General features: G+C 69.7%; 12 protein-coding genes. All 12 read left to right on the forward strand.

Going from position 1 to position 13838, the window contains the following annotated elements; genetic code table 11:
• Window positions 1-119 precede the first annotated feature (119 nt).
• The 12 genes from bchF (at window position 120) to acsF (ending at window position 13835) form a co-directional block, all read left to right on the forward strand.
• Window positions 120-638 carry a 2-vinyl bacteriochlorophyllide hydratase gene (gene bchF, locus ACFSOX_RS19925; protein ID WP_378479573.1) on the forward strand — a complete coding sequence of 173 codons (519 nt, stop codon included), beginning with the start codon at window positions 120-122 and terminating at the stop codon, window positions 636-638.
• The gene (locus ACFSOX_RS19930) at window positions 635-1930 is read left to right on the forward strand and encodes a ferredoxin:protochlorophyllide reductase (ATP-dependent) subunit N (RefSeq protein ID WP_378479574.1); all 1296 of its coding nucleotides are present in this window, start codon (window positions 635-637) and stop codon (window positions 1928-1930) included. The genes bchF and ACFSOX_RS19930 overlap by 4 nt, the downstream gene beginning before the upstream one ends.
• Window positions 1931-1963: 33 nt before the next feature.
• Window positions 1964-3673, forward strand: a complete 1710-nt coding sequence (gene bchB, locus ACFSOX_RS19935) for a ferredoxin:protochlorophyllide reductase (ATP-dependent) subunit B (protein ID WP_378479575.1) — start codon at window positions 1964-1966, stop codon at window positions 3671-3673.
• On the forward strand, window positions 3648-7262 hold the full coding sequence (locus tag ACFSOX_RS19940; RefSeq protein WP_378479576.1) for a magnesium chelatase subunit H: 3615 nt from the start codon (window positions 3648-3650) through the stop codon (window positions 7260-7262). Before bchB ends, ACFSOX_RS19940 begins: the two co-directional genes overlap by 26 nt.
• A complete protein-coding gene (bchL, locus tag ACFSOX_RS19945; RefSeq protein ID WP_378479577.1) occupies window positions 7259-8212 on the forward strand; it encodes a ferredoxin:protochlorophyllide reductase (ATP-dependent) iron-sulfur ATP-binding protein in 954 nt (317 codons plus the stop codon). Before ACFSOX_RS19940 ends, bchL begins: the two co-directional genes overlap by 4 nt.
• 68 nt (window positions 8213-8280) lie before the next feature.
• A complete protein-coding gene (gene bchM / locus ACFSOX_RS19950; RefSeq protein WP_378479578.1) occupies window positions 8281-8979 on the forward strand; it encodes a magnesium protoporphyrin IX methyltransferase in 699 nt (232 codons plus the stop codon).
• Entirely contained in the window at window positions 8976-10415 is a 1440-nt protein-coding gene (locus ACFSOX_RS19955) for a BCD family MFS transporter (RefSeq protein ID WP_378479579.1), read from the forward strand. The genes bchM and ACFSOX_RS19955 overlap by 4 nt, the downstream gene beginning before the upstream one ends.
• Window positions 10416-10439: 24 nt before the next feature.
• Window positions 10440-11222 (forward strand): photosynthetic reaction center subunit H, encoded by a 783-nt coding sequence (gene puhA / locus ACFSOX_RS19960; protein ID WP_378479580.1) that lies wholly within the window; start codon window positions 10440-10442, stop codon window positions 11220-11222.
• Window positions 11219-11917, forward strand: a complete 699-nt coding sequence (puhB, locus tag ACFSOX_RS19965; protein WP_378479581.1) for a photosynthetic complex putative assembly protein PuhB — start codon at window positions 11219-11221, stop codon at window positions 11915-11917. The genes puhA and puhB overlap by 4 nt, the downstream gene beginning before the upstream one ends.
• A 15-nt stretch (window positions 11918-11932) precedes the next feature.
• Window positions 11933-12412: a photosynthetic complex assembly protein PuhC gene (gene puhC / locus ACFSOX_RS19970; RefSeq protein ID WP_378479582.1), complete on the forward strand. Its 480-nt coding sequence runs from the start codon at window positions 11933-11935 to the stop codon at window positions 12410-12412.
• Window positions 12409-12711, forward strand: coding sequence for a hypothetical protein (locus tag ACFSOX_RS19975; RefSeq protein ID WP_378479583.1), 303 nt, complete (start codon window positions 12409-12411; stop codon window positions 12709-12711). Before puhC ends, ACFSOX_RS19975 begins: the two co-directional genes overlap by 4 nt.
• Window positions 12708-13835: a magnesium-protoporphyrin IX monomethyl ester (oxidative) cyclase gene (acsF, locus tag ACFSOX_RS19980; protein WP_378479584.1), complete on the forward strand. Its 1128-nt coding sequence runs from the start codon at window positions 12708-12710 to the stop codon at window positions 13833-13835. Before ACFSOX_RS19975 ends, acsF begins: the two co-directional genes overlap by 4 nt.
• Window positions 13836-13838: the final 3 nt, after the last annotated feature.

Here is a 13838-nt window from a genome sequence, read left to right on the forward strand (position 1 = left end):
AAGATGCGGCAGGCCGCGGCGCTGCGGGAGATTCATCGCACCATCCGGCGTCCCGCCCGTCAAGGGCGGTTGACAGTCCGTGTCATTACCGATTGTCGGACAACTCGGGTTCTGATCGGATGCAGGTTTCCTCCGATGCAGCGCCGGCGGCGGTGTCCGTCGGGCTTTACACGCCCGAGGAGCGCGTCCGCCGCGACGCCTCGCCGTGGACGCTGGTGCAGGGCATCCTCGCCCCGCTGCAATTCCTCGTCTTCCTGGTCAGCCTCGGGCTGGTGCTGCGCTTTCTCGCCACCGGCGAGGGCTATGTCGCAGCCACGGCCTCGGTCGTGATCAAGACGATCGTGCTCTACGTCATCATGGTCACGGGCTCGATCTGGGAGAAGGTGGTCTTCGGCAAGTATCTGTTCGCGCGCCCCTTCTTCTGGGAGGACGTGTTCAGCATGCTGGTGCTGGCGCTGCACACCGCCTATCTGGTCGCCGTCGCGGTCGGGGCCGACGTGGCCACCCAGATGACGCTGGCGCTCGCCGCCTACGCCTCCTACGTCGTCAACGCGACCCAGTTCGTCCTCAAGCTGCGGGCCGCCCGCAAGCAGCAGGAGGCGATGGACGCCGCCGCCCTCGCCGGAGCGGCGCAATGAACGCCATCGTTCCGCCCGTCGCTTCGCCGTCCGCCGAGCTCGGCTGCACCGATGCCCCGGTGCTCTACGAGCGCGGCCAGCGCGAGGTGTTCTGCGGGCTCACCGGCATCGTCTGGCTGCACCGCAAGATCCAGGACGCGTTCTTCCTGGTGGTCGGCTCGCGCACCTGCGCGCATCTCCTACAGTCGGCCGCCGGCGTGATGATCTTCGCCGAGCCGCGCTTCGCCACCGCCGTGATCGAGGAGCGCGACCTCGCCGGGCTCGCCGACGCCAATGCCGAGCTCGACCGGGTGGTGACCCGGCTGATCGAGCGCCGGCCCGACATCAAGCTCCTGTTCCTGGTCGGCTCGTGCCCGTCCGAGGTGATCAAGCTCGACCTTCTCCGCGCGGCGGAGCGGCTCTCGGAGGCCTTCGCCCCGCGGGTGCGGATCCTGTCGTGGTCGGGCAGCGGCATCGAGACGACCTTCACGCAGGGCGAGGACGCCTGCCTCGCCGCGCTGGTGCCGCAGATGCCGGCCGCCGCCGCGGATGCTGCTCCTTCGTTGCTCGTGGTCGGGGCGCTCGCCGAGGTGGTCGAGGACCAGTTCGTCCGTTTGTTCGCCGAACTCGGCATCGCGCGCGTGCGCTTCTTCCCGCCGCGCCGCTCCGACGACCTGCCGCCGATCGGGCCGAACACCAGGCTGCTGCTCGCGCAGCCCTTCCTGGCCGAGACGGCGCGTCTTCTCGAGAAGCGCGGCGCGCAGCGCCTGCCGGCGCCGTTCCCGTTCGGCGTCGAGGGCACGACCGGTTGGATCGGCGCCGCCGCGAAGGCCTTCGGGGTCGACGCCACGCACCTCGAGGCCGTCGTCGCGCCGCGCGCCGAGCGGGCCCGCGTCGCGCTCGCGCGCCAGCGCGAGAAGCTCGCGGGCAAGAGCATCTTCTTCTTTCCCGACTCGCAGCTCGAGGTGCCGCTCGCCCGGTTCGCGGCGCGCGAGCTCGGCATGCGGCTCGTCGAGGTCGGCACGCCCTATCTGCATCGGGGCCATCTCGCCGCGGAGCTGGCGCTGCTGCCGGCCGGCACGGTGCTCTCCGAGGGCCAGGACGTCGACAAGCAGCTCGATCGGGCGCGTGCGGCGCGGCCAGACCTCACGGTGTGCGGGCTCGGCCTCGCCAATCCGCTGGAGGCCGAGGGCCTCGCGACCAAGTGGTCGATCGAGCTTCTGTTCACCCCGGTGCACGGCTTCGAGCAGGCGGCCGACTTGGCCGAGCTGTTCGCGCGGCCGCTGGTCCGCCGCGGCCGGCTGAAAGTTTGAGGGAGCAAGGTGTGAGGAGGACGGTGTAGCAGCATGCAGCTCACGGTGTGGACCTACGAGGCTCCTCCGCATGTCGGCGCGATGCGCATCGCCGCCGCCATGGAGGGCGTCCATTACGTGCTGCATGCGCCGCAGGGCGACACCTATGCCGACCTGCTCTTCACCATGATCGAACGCGCCCGGAAGCGTCCGCCCGTCACCTACACGACCTTCCAGGCCCGTGATCTCGGCGGCGACACCGCCGAGCTGTTCAAGACCTCCGTGAAGGAGGCGTACGAGCGGTTCCGTCCGCAGGCCCTGATGGTCGGGGCGTCCTGCACGGCCGAGCTGATCCAGGACGACCCGGGCGGTCTCGCCCAGGCGCTCGGGCTGCCGGTCCCGGTGGTGCCGCTCGAGCTGCCCGCGTACCAGCGCAAGGAGAACTGGGGTGCGGCCGAGACCTTCTACCGTCTCGTCCGGACCCTCGCCGGTCCGTCCGTGCCGCCGCCCGGCTCCAAGCGGCCGCCACGGGCGCCGGAACAGGCTCCCCGCTGCAACATCCTCGGGCCGACCGCGCTCGGCTTCCGACACCGCGACGACGTTCACGAGGTCACCGGTCTGCTCCACCGGCTCGGCATCGTCGTGAACGTCGTCGCGCCCCTCGGCGCCAGCCCGGCCGACCTCGCCCGCCTCGGCGAGGCCGACTTCAACGTCGTGCTCTATCCCGAGACCGGCTATCAGGCGGCGCAGTGGCTGGAGCGCAGCTTCGGCCAGAAGTCCACCAAGGTCGTGCCGATCGGCCACGGCGCGACCTGCGACTTCGTCCGCGAGGTCGCGGCGCTGGCCGGCGTCGATCCCGCACCGGTGCTCGCCGACACGCGCAGCCGCGCGCCCTGGTATGCCCGCTCGGTCGACTCGACCTATCTCACCGGCAAGCGCGTCTTCGTCTTCGGCGACGCGACGCATGCGATCGCGGCCGCCCGCATCGCGGCGGAAGAGCTCGGCTTCGAGGTCGTCGGGCTCGGCACCTACTCGCGCGAGTTCGCCCGCGAGGTGCGGGCCGCGGCGGCGAAATACGGCGTCGAGCCGCTGATCACCGACGACTATCTGGACGTCGAGGAGAAGATCGCGGCCGCCCATCCCGAGCTGGTGCTCGGCACCCAGATGGAGCGCCACACGGCGAAGCGCCTCGGCGTGCCCTGTGCCGTCATCTCGGCGCCCGTGCACGTGCAGGACTTCCCGGCCCGCTATTCGCCCCAGATGGGCTTCGAGGGCGCGAACGTGCTGTTCGACACCTTCGTGCACCCGCTGATGATGGGGCTGGAGGAGCATCTCCTGCAGATGTTCCGCGAGGACTTCGAGTTCCACGCCGACGCCGCGCCCTCGCATCTCGGCTCGCACGGTGCCGCCGCGGCGCGTGCCGAAGCGCCGTCCGTCGCCGCGACGTCCACCCTCGCAGCCGCCCCCGCGGCCATCGCCGACTCGGTCCTCGCCGCGCCGGTGCTCGAAACGGCCGCCGCCGTCGCGGCGCCGGTTCTCGACCCTGTTTCCCCGGTCCCGTCCGCAGACGGCGGGCCGGTATCGCCGCCCCCGGCACCACCCCCGATTCGCTGGGCCGCCGACGCCGAGAAGGAACTGCACAAGATTCCCTTCTTCGTGCGCGGAAAAGCCCGCCGCAACACCGAGCGCTTCGCGCAGGATCGCGGCCTGTCCCTGATCACAGTCGAGACGTTGTATGATGCGAAAGCGTACTTCGCCCGCTGACACGACCCCGATCCGCGTCGTGATCGTGACGATGGACAGCCATCTCGCGGGATCGGTGGCGCGTGCCCGCGCCGTGCTGTCGCGCGAGCTGCCCGGTCTCGACCTGGTGATGCACGCCGCCGACGAGTGGGGCGGTGACCAGGCGGCGCTTTCGCGCTGCCTCGCCGACATCGCCTCGGCCGACATCGTCGTCGCCACGATGCTGTTCCTCGACGAGCACATCCGTCCGGTGCTGCCCGCCCTGCAGGCGCGGCGCGACAAGTGCGACGCGATCGTCTGCGCGCTCGCCGCCGGCGAGGTGGTGCGCCTCACCCGCATGCACAAGTTCAGCATGTCGGGCGAGACCATGGGCGTGCTGAGCCTGCTCAAGCGGCTGCGCGGCAAGAGCTCCGAAGGGCCGGGATCGAACGGCCAGGGGCAGATGAAGATGCTGCGCCAGATCCCGAAGTTCCTGCGCTTCATCCCGGGTACGGCCCAGGATCTGCGCGCCTACTTCCTGGTGCTGCAGTACTGGCTCGCCGGCACCGACGAGAACATCACCAATCTCGTGCGCCTGATGGTCGAGCGCTATGCCGACGGTCCGCGCAAGGGGCTGCGCGGCGCCGTGAAGGCGGCGCCGCCGATCGAGTACCCGGACATCGGCCTCTATCATCCGGCCGTGAAGGGCCGGGTCACCGAGAGGCTCGCCGAGCTGCCGGCCGCCGGCCCGAACGGCACGGTCGGCGTGCTGGTGATGCGCTCCTACGTGCTGGCCGGCAACGCCGCCCACTACGACGGCGTCATCAAGGCGCTGGAGGCGAAGGGCCTGCGCGTGATCCCGGCCTTCGCGTCGGGGCTCGACCAGCGCCCCGCGGTCGAGACCTTCTTCATGAAGGACAGCCACGCGACCGTCGACGCGGTGGTGTCGCTCACCGGCTTCTCGCTGGTCGGCGGCCCCGCCTACAACGACGCCCGCGCCGCCGCCGAGCTGCTGGCGAAGCTCGACGTGCCCTACATCGCGGCGCATCCGGTCGAGTTCCAGACGCTCGAGCAGTGGCAGGCCGATCCGCGCGGCCTGATGCCGATCGAAGCCACCATGATGGTGGCGATCCCCGAGCTCGACGGTGCCATCTGGCCGATGACCTTCGGTGGCCGCTCGATCCTGTCCGACAGCGCCGCGCCGCGCGACGAAGGTCAGCGCGAGATGACGGCGCACCCGGAGCGCGCCGGCACGCTCGCCGCGCGCGTCGCCAAGCTGGTGGCGCTGCGCCGCGCCAAGCGGGCCGAGCGCAAGGTCGCGGTCGTCATCTTCAACTTCCCGCCGAACGCCGGCGCGATCGGCACGGCCGCCTTCCTGTCGGTCTTCGCCTCGCTGCACAACACGCTGAAGACCCTGCGCGACGCCGGCTACACGGTCGAGGTGCCGGAGACGGTCGACGACCTGCGCGACCGCATCCTGAAGGGGAACTCGGCTCGCCACGGCAGCGAGGCCAACGTCGCCGCCAAGATCGGCGCCGACGACCATGTCCGCCGCGAGAAGCACCTGGCCGAGATCGAGAAGCAGTGGGGACCGGCGCCCGGCCGCCATCTCACCGACGGCCGCAGCCTGTTCGTCCTCGGCGAGACCTTCGGCAACGTCTTCGTCGGCGTGCAGCCCGCCTTCGGCTACGAGGGCGACCCGATGCGGCTCTTGTTCGAGCGCGGCTTCGCGCCCACCCACGCCTTCTCGGCGTTCTACCGCTGGATCCGCGAGGACTTCGGGGCGCACGCGGTGCTGCATTTCGGCACCCACGGGGCGCTCGAGTTCATGCCCGGCAAGCAGGCCGGCATGTCGGGCGAGTGCTGGCCGGACCGCCTCATCGGCGACCTGCCGAACCTCTATCTCTACGCCTCCAACAACCCGTCGGAGGGCACGCTCGCCAAGCGCCGCGCCGGTGCCGCGCTGATCAGCTACCTGACGCCGCCGATCACCAATGCGGGCCTGTATCGCGGGCTCTTGGACCTCAAGTCGTCGCTCGACCGCTGGCGGGCACTGGAGCCCGACACCGATCCGGAGAGCCGCACCGCGCTCGCCGTGCTGGTGCAGGCGCAGGCCTCGGCCGTCAATCTCGCCCCGGTCGAGCCCGCCTGGGACGATCCGGTGACCGAGATCGCGGCGCTGACCAACAAGGTGCTGGAGCTCGAATACACGCTGATCCCGCACGGCCTGCACGTCGTCGGCGAGGTGCCGACCGCGCCCGAGCGGGCCGAGATGCTCGATGCCGCCGGCGTCACCGAGCCCGAGAAGCGCGCCGCGCTCGATCAGCTGCTCGCCGTCGACCACGAGCTGCCTGCGATCGTCAAGGCGCTCGACGGCCGCTACCTCGCCCCGGCGCCGGGTGGTGATCTCCTGCGCACCACCGAGGTGCTGCCGACCGGCCGCAACCTGCACGGTTTCGATCCGTTCCGCATCCCGAGCGCCTTCGCGATCCAGGATGGCGCCCGCCAGGCGGAGCGTCTGCTCGCCCGCTGGCAGGCCGACGGTCACGCGGTGCCCGAGACCATCGCCATGGTCCTGTGGGGCACCGACAACCTGAAGACCGAGGGCGGCCCGATCGCCCAGACGCTGTGGCTGATGGGGGCCGAGCCGCGGCACGACAGCTACGGCCGCGTCTGCGGCGCCCAGCTCGTGCCCTTGGACAAGCTCGGCCGGCCGCGCATCGACGTCGTCGTCACGCTGTCGGGCATCTTCCGCGACCTCCTGCCGATGCAGACCAAGCTGCTCGCCGAGGCCGCGCTGCTCGCCGCCTCGGCCGACGAGGCGCCCGAGATGAACTTCGTGCGCAAGCACGCGCTCGCCTATCAGGCGGCGAACGGCGGCACCCTCGAGGAGGCGTCGCTGCGGGTGTTCTCCAACGCCGACGGCGCCTACGGCTCCAACGTCAACCAGCTGATCGACCAGGGCGGCTGGCACGACGAGGACGAGCTCGCCGAGGCCTATATGCGCCGCAAGGGCTTCGCCTACGGGGTCGACGGCAAGCCGGCCCGCCAGGACAAGGTCTTGTCCCACGTGCTGTCGAGCGTCGATCTCACCTATCAGAATCTCGACTCGGTCGAGCTCGGCATCACCACGATCGACCACTACTTCGACACGCTCGGCGGCATCACGCGCGCCGTGCAGCGCGCCCGCGGCACCACGGCGTCGGTCTATATCGGCGACCAGACCCGCGGCGAGGGCACGGTGCGCACGCTCGCCGAGCAGGTGGCGCTGGAGACCCACACCCGCGCCCTCAATCCGAAATGGTACGAGGCGCTGCTCGCGCACGGCTACGAAGGCGTGCGCAACATCGAGGCGCAGGTCACCAACACGCTCGGCTGGTCGGCGACCACGGGCCAGGTGGCGCCGTGGGTGTACGAGCAGCTGACCCAGACCTTCATGCTCGACGAGAAGATGCGACGACGCCTGGCGGACCTCAACCCGGTCGCCTCGGCGAAAGTCGCACATCGGCTGCTCGAGGCCCACGAGCGTCGCTACTGGACGCCCGACGAGGCCATGCTGGACGCGCTGCGGCGCGCCGGCGAGGAGCTGGAAGACCGACTGGAAGGTGTCGACCAAGGAGCCGCCGCATGACCATCGTCCCCCGCCCGGCCGATCTCGCCGGGGAGCCCGTCAAGCAGGAAGGCTGCGGGTCTTGCGCCGCCGCCGAAAACGCCGGCCGCGAGGACGGCGAAGGCAGCGTGCAGGTCCAGCTCGACCCGCGCGTCCAGATCGGCACCGCCAAGGTGTTCGCCGTCTACGGCAAGGGCGGCATCGGCAAGTCGACGACCTCGTCGAACCTGTCGGTCGCGTTCTCGAAGCTCGGCAAGCGCGTGCTGCAGATCGGCTGCGATCCCAAGCACGACTCGACCTTCACGCTGACCAAGTGCCTGGTGCCGACCGTCATCGACATCCTGGAGTCGGTGAACTTCCATTCCGAGGAGCTGCGGATGGAGGACTTCGTCTACGAGGGCTACAACGGCGTCATGTGCGTCGAGGCCGGCGGTCCGCCGGCCGGCACCGGCTGCGGCGGCTACGTGGTCGGCCAGACCGTCAAGCTCCTCAAGGAGCATCATCTGCTCGACGACACCGACGTCGTGGTGTTCGACGTGCTCGGCGACGTGGTGTGCGGCGGCTTCGCGGCCCCCCTCCAGCACGCCGACCGCGCCCTGATCGTCACGGCCAACGACTTCGACTCGATCTTCGCCATGAACCGCATCGCCGCGGCCATCCAGGCGAAGGCGAAGAACTACAAGGTGCGGGTCGGCGGCGTGATCGCCAACCGCTCGGCCGCCACCGACGAGATCGATCGCTTCTGCGGCCGCACCGGGCTCAAGACGCTCGCCCATATCCGCGACCTCGACGTGGTCCGCCGCAGCCGCCTGAAGAAGGCGACGCTGTTCGAGATGGACCCGACCGACGAGGTGATCGCGGTGCAGAACGAGTATCTGCAGCTCGCCGAGGCGCTGTGGGCCGGCGTCGATCCGCTGACCCCGACGCCGCTCAAGGACCGCGAGATCTTCGACCTCCTGGGCTACGACTGAGCGAGGCTGCGATCGATCACGTGACGGACCGCACGCCGACGCACGAGGACACGAGCAGGACGAGACGGATGCAGGGCGAGACCTACCAGGAGCGACGCGGCGAGATCGAAGCCTATTTCGATCGCACGGCGGCCGACGCTTGGGCGCGCCTGACCTCCGACGCGCCGGTCTCCGGCATCCGCGCCACGGTGCGCAAGGGCCGCGACGACATGCGCGGAACGCTGCTGTCGTGGCTGCCCGACGACCTCACGGGCCGCCGCATCCTCGACGCCGGCTGCGGTCCCGGCATGCTGTCGATCGAGGCGGCGCGGCGCGGTGCCGAGGTGGTCGCCGTCGACCTCTCGCCGACCCTCCTCGACCTCGCGCGCGAGCGCATCCCGGCCGACCTCGCCGGCCGGGTGACGTTCGTGGCCGGCGACATGCTGTCGCCGGAGTTCGGGCATTTCGACCACGTCGTCGCCATGGACTCGATCATTCACTACCGCGCCGAGGACGCCGTGCGGGTGATCGCGGGGCTCGCGGCGCGCACCTCGCGCTCGCTCGTCTTCACCTTCGCGCCGCGCACCAAGGCGCTGGCGTTGATGCACTTCGTCGGCGGCTTCTTCCCGCGCAGCGACCGGGCGCCGGCGATCGAGCCGGTGCGCGAGGAGCGGCTGCATGCGCTCGTCGCGGCCGATCCCGCTCTCGCCGGCTGGCGGCCCGGCCGCACGCGCCGCATCGCCGTCGGCTTCTACACGTCCCAAGCGTTGGAGCTCGTGCCTCGATGACCAAGAAGCGGCGCAAGAGCGGGTTGATCGACGTCCTCGCGATGTTGGGGCCGCGATACCTGCCGTTCGCCGACGTGGCGACCACGGATCTGCCCTGGGGCCGGCTGTTCCGGCTGTCGCTGTTCCAGGTCTCGGTCGGTCTCGCCATGGTGCTGCTCAACGGCACCCTGAACCGCGTCATGATCGTCGAGATGGGCGTGCCGAGCTGGATCGTCGCCCTGATGGTCTCGCTGCCGCTGCTGTTCGCCCCGTTCCGGGCCCTGATCGGCTTCAAGTCGGACACCCGTCGCTCGGCGCTCGGCTGGCGCCGCGTCCCCTACATCTGGGGCGGCACCATGCTGCAGTTCGGCGGCTTCTCGATCATGCCGTTCGCCCTGATGGTGCTGACCGGCGAGGCGCACGGGCCGGCCTGGGTCGGGCAGCTCGGCGCCGCGCTGGCGTTCCTGCTGGTCGGGGCCGGCCTGCACACGACCCAGACGGCGGGCCTCGCCCTCGCCACCGATCTGGCGCCCGAGGAGAAGCGGCCGCGCGTGGTCGCGTTCATGTACGTGATGCTGCTGCTCGGGATGGTGGGCGCCTCGCTGCTGTACGGGCAGGCGCTGCAGGATTTCAGCGAGTATCGCCTGATCCAGATGATCCAAGGCGCGGCCCTCGCCACCATGGTCCTCAACAGCGTCTCGCTGTGGAAACAGGAGCCGCGCAGCGCGAGCCGCCAGCCGAGCAACGATCCGAAGCCGCAGTTCCGCGATGCGTGGCGCACGTTCTGCGAGGGCGGGCGGGCGTCGCGGCTCCTGGTCGTGATCGGCTGCGGATCCGCCGGCTTCAGCATGCAGGACATCCTGCTCGAGCCCTATGGCGGCCAGGTGCTCCATCTCGGCGTGGCGGCGACGACCACGCTGACGGCCCTGATGGCGGGCGGCAGCCTGGTCGGCTTCTGGCTCGCCGCGCGGCAGATCGGGCGCGGCAACGATCCGCACCGGGTCGCGTCGCTGGGTGTGATCGTCGGCATCGTGGCGTTCGCGTTGGTGGTGGCCTCGTCGTCGCTCGGGTCGCCACTCGTTTTCCGGATCGGGACGGCGCTGATCGGATTCGGCAGCGGCCTGTTCTCGGTGTGTACCCTCACGGCCGCGATGGCGTTGGCGCGCGACGGCGAGAGCGGTCTCGCCCTCGGCGCCTGGGGAGCCGTGCAAGCGACCGCCTCGGGCGTTGCCATCGCCTGCGGCGGAGCAATCCGCGATACGATCAGTGGACTCGCGACCAAAGGCATGCTCGGCTCGCTGATGACCGACGTGTCGGCCGGTTACGATGTCGTCTACGCGATCGAAATCGTTCTGCTGGTCGTCACCCTGGCTGCGATCGCTCCGCTCGTCCGGCAAGCGAGCGAAGACCGAAAGCAGTCCCAAGCGAAGTTCGGTCTGGCCGAGTTTCCCGGCTAGCCATTTCTAAAGGAGGTTGGTTTCATGCAACAAGTGGTCGGTGGTTTAACAAGTCACGTCGATGTCGCGCAGGTCGTTCTTTATGCTTTCTGGCTCTTCTTCGCCGGGCTGGTCTTCTATCTCCGGCGCGAGGACAAGCGCGAAGGTTATCCGCTGGTCTCCGAGACTCCGGGCGTCCGCCTGCCGCGAAGCGGGGGCTGGCCGTCTCCGCCGTCGCCGAAGACGTTCAAGCTGCACGACGGAAAGACCTACACGGCGCCGCCCGGCAACACCGACAGCCGTGACTTCCCGTTGAAGGCGACCTCGCCGACTCCCGGCTCGCCCTTCGTGCCGGTCGGTCAGGCGCTCGGTGCCGGCGTCGGCCCCGGCGCTTACGCGCTGCGCCTCGACGAGCCGGACATGACCTTCGCGGGCGAGATCAAGATCGTCCCGCTGCGGGTCGCGACCGACTTCTGGATCGAGTCGAACGACATCGATCCGCGCGGCCTCACCGTCGTCGGCGCCGACGACAAGCCGGCCGGCACCGTCACCGACGTCTGGGTCGACCGGGCCGAGCCGCAGATCCGCTATCTCGAGGTCGCGCTGTCCGGCAAGGGCAAGAACGTGCTGTTGCCGATCCTGTTCGCCGACATCCAGGCGAGCCGCAAGCAGGTGAAGGTCGACGCCCTGCTCGCTGCCGACCTCGCCGGCGTGCCGACCACCAAGAGCGCCGATCAAGTGACGGCCCGCGAAGAAGACCGCATCACCGCCTACTTCGGTGGCGGCCGCTTCTACTCGGTGGCGACCCGGAAGGAGCCGCTGCTGTGACGAAACGAACGCCCCGGGTGGTCCGGCTGCCGGAGCCCTTGCCGCAAGGCGAGAGCATCCTCTGGCGTGGCGGGCCGCGGGCACGGCCGCTGGCCGTGCACGTGTTCCATGTCAGGCTCGTGGCGATCTACTTCGCCGCGCTCCTGATCTGGCGCGGGGTGACGTCCTGGCAGGACACCGGATCGCTGCTCGAGGCGTCGGTGTCGGTGTTGTGGGTGTCGCCGCTCGCGCTGGCCGGGCTCGGGCTCCTGGGGCTGTTCGCCTATCTCGTCTCGCGGACCACGACCTACACGATCACCAACCGTCGGCTCGTGTTCCAGTTCGGTGTCGCCTTCCCGATGACCTTGAACCTGCCGTTCAAGCAGATCGGGAGCGCGGCGCTGAAGCGCCACGCGGACGGGACCGGCGACATCCCGGTCTCGCTCGTGGGCGCGACCAAGATCGCCTATCTGGTGTTGTGGCCGCATGCGCGGCCATGGCACCTTCGTCGGCCGGAGCCGATGATGCGAGCGGTCCCGGAGGCCGCATCGCTCGCCGCGATTCTGGCGGGCGCCCTGAAGGAGTTCGCGGCGACGACCGGCCCCGATGCGGAGGCCGCCTCCGCTGCGGCGCCCACCTCCGCTGTGTCGCCCGATCGTACCGATCCCGACCCGCCGACCGGCGGCGTCTCGGATCGGCCGAGTGCAGCCGCCTGACAGGGAGGCATCAAAATGGGTGAGGTCAGGGGACGTCCGTTTCCGCGTGGTCCGCTTCTCGGCGCCGCCGCACTGGTCGGGTTCTCGTTGTTCGCCGCCGCCTTCCTGCGCGATCCGGTCGATCCGAGCAAGGCGTCGACGAACGTCACCGCGGTGGCGAGCCGCGACCTGCGCTTCGAGGACCAGTCGGACGGCAGCGTCGTGGTGTTCGACGCCGAGAAGGCGGTCCTGGTCGATGTGCTCCCGCCCGCGTCGAACGGCTTCGTGCGCGCGACGTTGCGCGGCTTCGCGAGGGATCACAAGCTCCAGGAGACCGGGGGCGACAAGCGCCAGGTGGAAGGCCCCAAGCCGCCGTTCCGGCTGATCCTGTGGTCCGACGGCCGACTGTCGCTCCAGGATCTGATGACGTTGCGCTCGACCGAGCTCACCGCCTTCGGCCAGACCAATGTCGAGGCCTTCGCCCGTCTGCTGCCGTCGCGGACCGCGGCGCCATGACGGGATTCTGGAAAAACGGGCGCCGCGTCGTCGAGGTGCCGTGCACCATCGAGATCGAGCGGACGGCGGACAGCCTGCACGCTCACGTCGACCTTCAAGGAATAGAGATCGAGCCGGGCGACGAGGTCATCGTCCACGACGCCCCGACATCGATCCCGTTCGGTGAGAGCACCATCGTCCACAGCCGGGCCACCGTGGTCCTGGCCGGACGCGTGGAGCGCCTGATGGCGCGGATCGCCGGCTACTTCGAGCTGACCGAATTGTACGAGGTCGGCTTTTCCCCTGGGAGGACGCCATGATCCAGATGGAAGGCGGAGTGGGGCCGAACCCCATCAAGGCCCCACGTGTCGCGACCGATCCGACGACGACCGATCCGGGCACGCCGGATCAGACCACGACCGACATCGCCAGAGAGGACACGATCCTCAGCCCGCGCTTCTACACCACCGACTACGCCGCCATGGATCGGCTCGACATCGGGGCGGTGCGGGCCGAGTGGGAGGCGATGCTGGCCGAGCTGCGCGCCGACCACAACAAGGGTCACTTCACCCGCGACGCCGAGTGGAAGGCCGATCTCGAGTCGCTGCCCGAGGGGCTGCGCCAGGAGTTCGTCGACTTCCTCGTCTCGTCGCTCACCGCCGAGTTCTCGGGCTGCGTGCTCTACGCCGAGATCAAGAAGCGCATCAAGAATCCCGACGTGCGGGATCTGTTCACCTACATGAGCCGCGACGAGGCGCGCCACGCCGGCTTCATAAACGACGCGCTCAAGGACTTCGGCATCGGGGTCGATCTCGGCTTCCTCAGCCGGGCGAAGAAGTACACTTACTTTCGGCCGAAGTTCATCTTCTACGCGACCTATCTGTCGGAGAAGATCGGCTACGCCCGCTACATCACCATCTATCGTCAGCTCGAGCGCCATCCGGATCGCCGCTTCCATCCGATCTTCAAGTGGTTCGAGAAGTGGTGCAACGACGAGTTCCGCCACGGCGAGGCCTTCGCGCTGCTGATGCGGGCCGACCCGCGCCTGATCTCGGGCGTCAACAAGCTGTGGATCCGCTTCTTCCTGCTCGCCGTGTTCGCCACCATGTATGTGCGCGACCACATGCGCCCCGAGTTCCACAAGGCGATCGGGATGGACCCGACGACCTACGACTTCGAGGTGTTCCGCAAGACCACCGAGATCTCGCGCCAGGTGTTCCCGCTGGAGCTCGACATCGATCGGCCGGAGTTCAAGGCCGGCCTCGACACGCTGTGGCGGATCGCCGAGGAGGGGGCCGCGGCGCGCGCCCGCGGCGGTGTCCTCGGGGCGCTGACGCGGGTTCGGCTCGGCGCCGTCGGCGCCTTCACGCTCGCCAGGCTCTATCTGCTGCCCGTCAAACAGAACACCTTGCCGGAGCGCGTGCGTCTCGCGCCCGCCTGGTAACGA

This window comes from Rhodoplanes azumiensis, from assembly GCF_042682915.1.
Classification (GTDB): domain Bacteria; phylum Pseudomonadota; class Alphaproteobacteria; order Rhizobiales; family Xanthobacteraceae; genus Rhodoplanes; species Rhodoplanes azumiensis.

Bases quoted from the DNA above. Each gene is read 5' to 3' on its own strand.
- ACFSOX_RS19940 (WP_378479576.1), top strand. From the start codon at position 3,648: ATGCGAAAGCGTACTTCGCCCGCTGACACGACCCCGATCCGCGTCGTG.
- acsF (WP_378479584.1), top strand. From the start codon at position 12,708: ATGATCCAGATGGAAGGCGGAGTGGGGCCGAACCCCATCAAGGCCCCA.
- bchB (WP_378479575.1), top strand. From the start codon at position 1,964: ATGCAGCTCACGGTGTGGACCTACGAGGCTCCTCCGCATGTCGGCGCG.
- puhA (WP_378479580.1), top strand. From the start codon at position 10,440: ATGCAACAAGTGGTCGGTGGTTTAACAAGTCACGTCGATGTCGCGCAG.
- bchF (WP_378479573.1), top strand. From the start codon at position 120: ATGCAGGTTTCCTCCGATGCAGCGCCGGCGGCGGTGTCCGTCGGGCTT.
- bchL (WP_378479577.1), top strand. From the start codon at position 7,259: ATGACCATCGTCCCCCGCCCGGCCGATCTCGCCGGGGAGCCCGTCAAG.
- bchM (WP_378479578.1), top strand. From the start codon at position 8,281: ATGCAGGGCGAGACCTACCAGGAGCGACGCGGCGAGATCGAAGCCTAT.
- puhC (WP_378479582.1), top strand. From the start codon at position 11,933: ATGGGTGAGGTCAGGGGACGTCCGTTTCCGCGTGGTCCGCTTCTCGGC.
- ACFSOX_RS19975 (WP_378479583.1), top strand. From the start codon at position 12,409: ATGACGGGATTCTGGAAAAACGGGCGCCGCGTCGTCGAGGTGCCGTGC.
- ACFSOX_RS19930 (WP_378479574.1), top strand. From the start codon at position 635: ATGAACGCCATCGTTCCGCCCGTCGCTTCGCCGTCCGCCGAGCTCGGC.
- ACFSOX_RS19955 (WP_378479579.1), top strand. From the start codon at position 8,976: ATGACCAAGAAGCGGCGCAAGAGCGGGTTGATCGACGTCCTCGCGATG.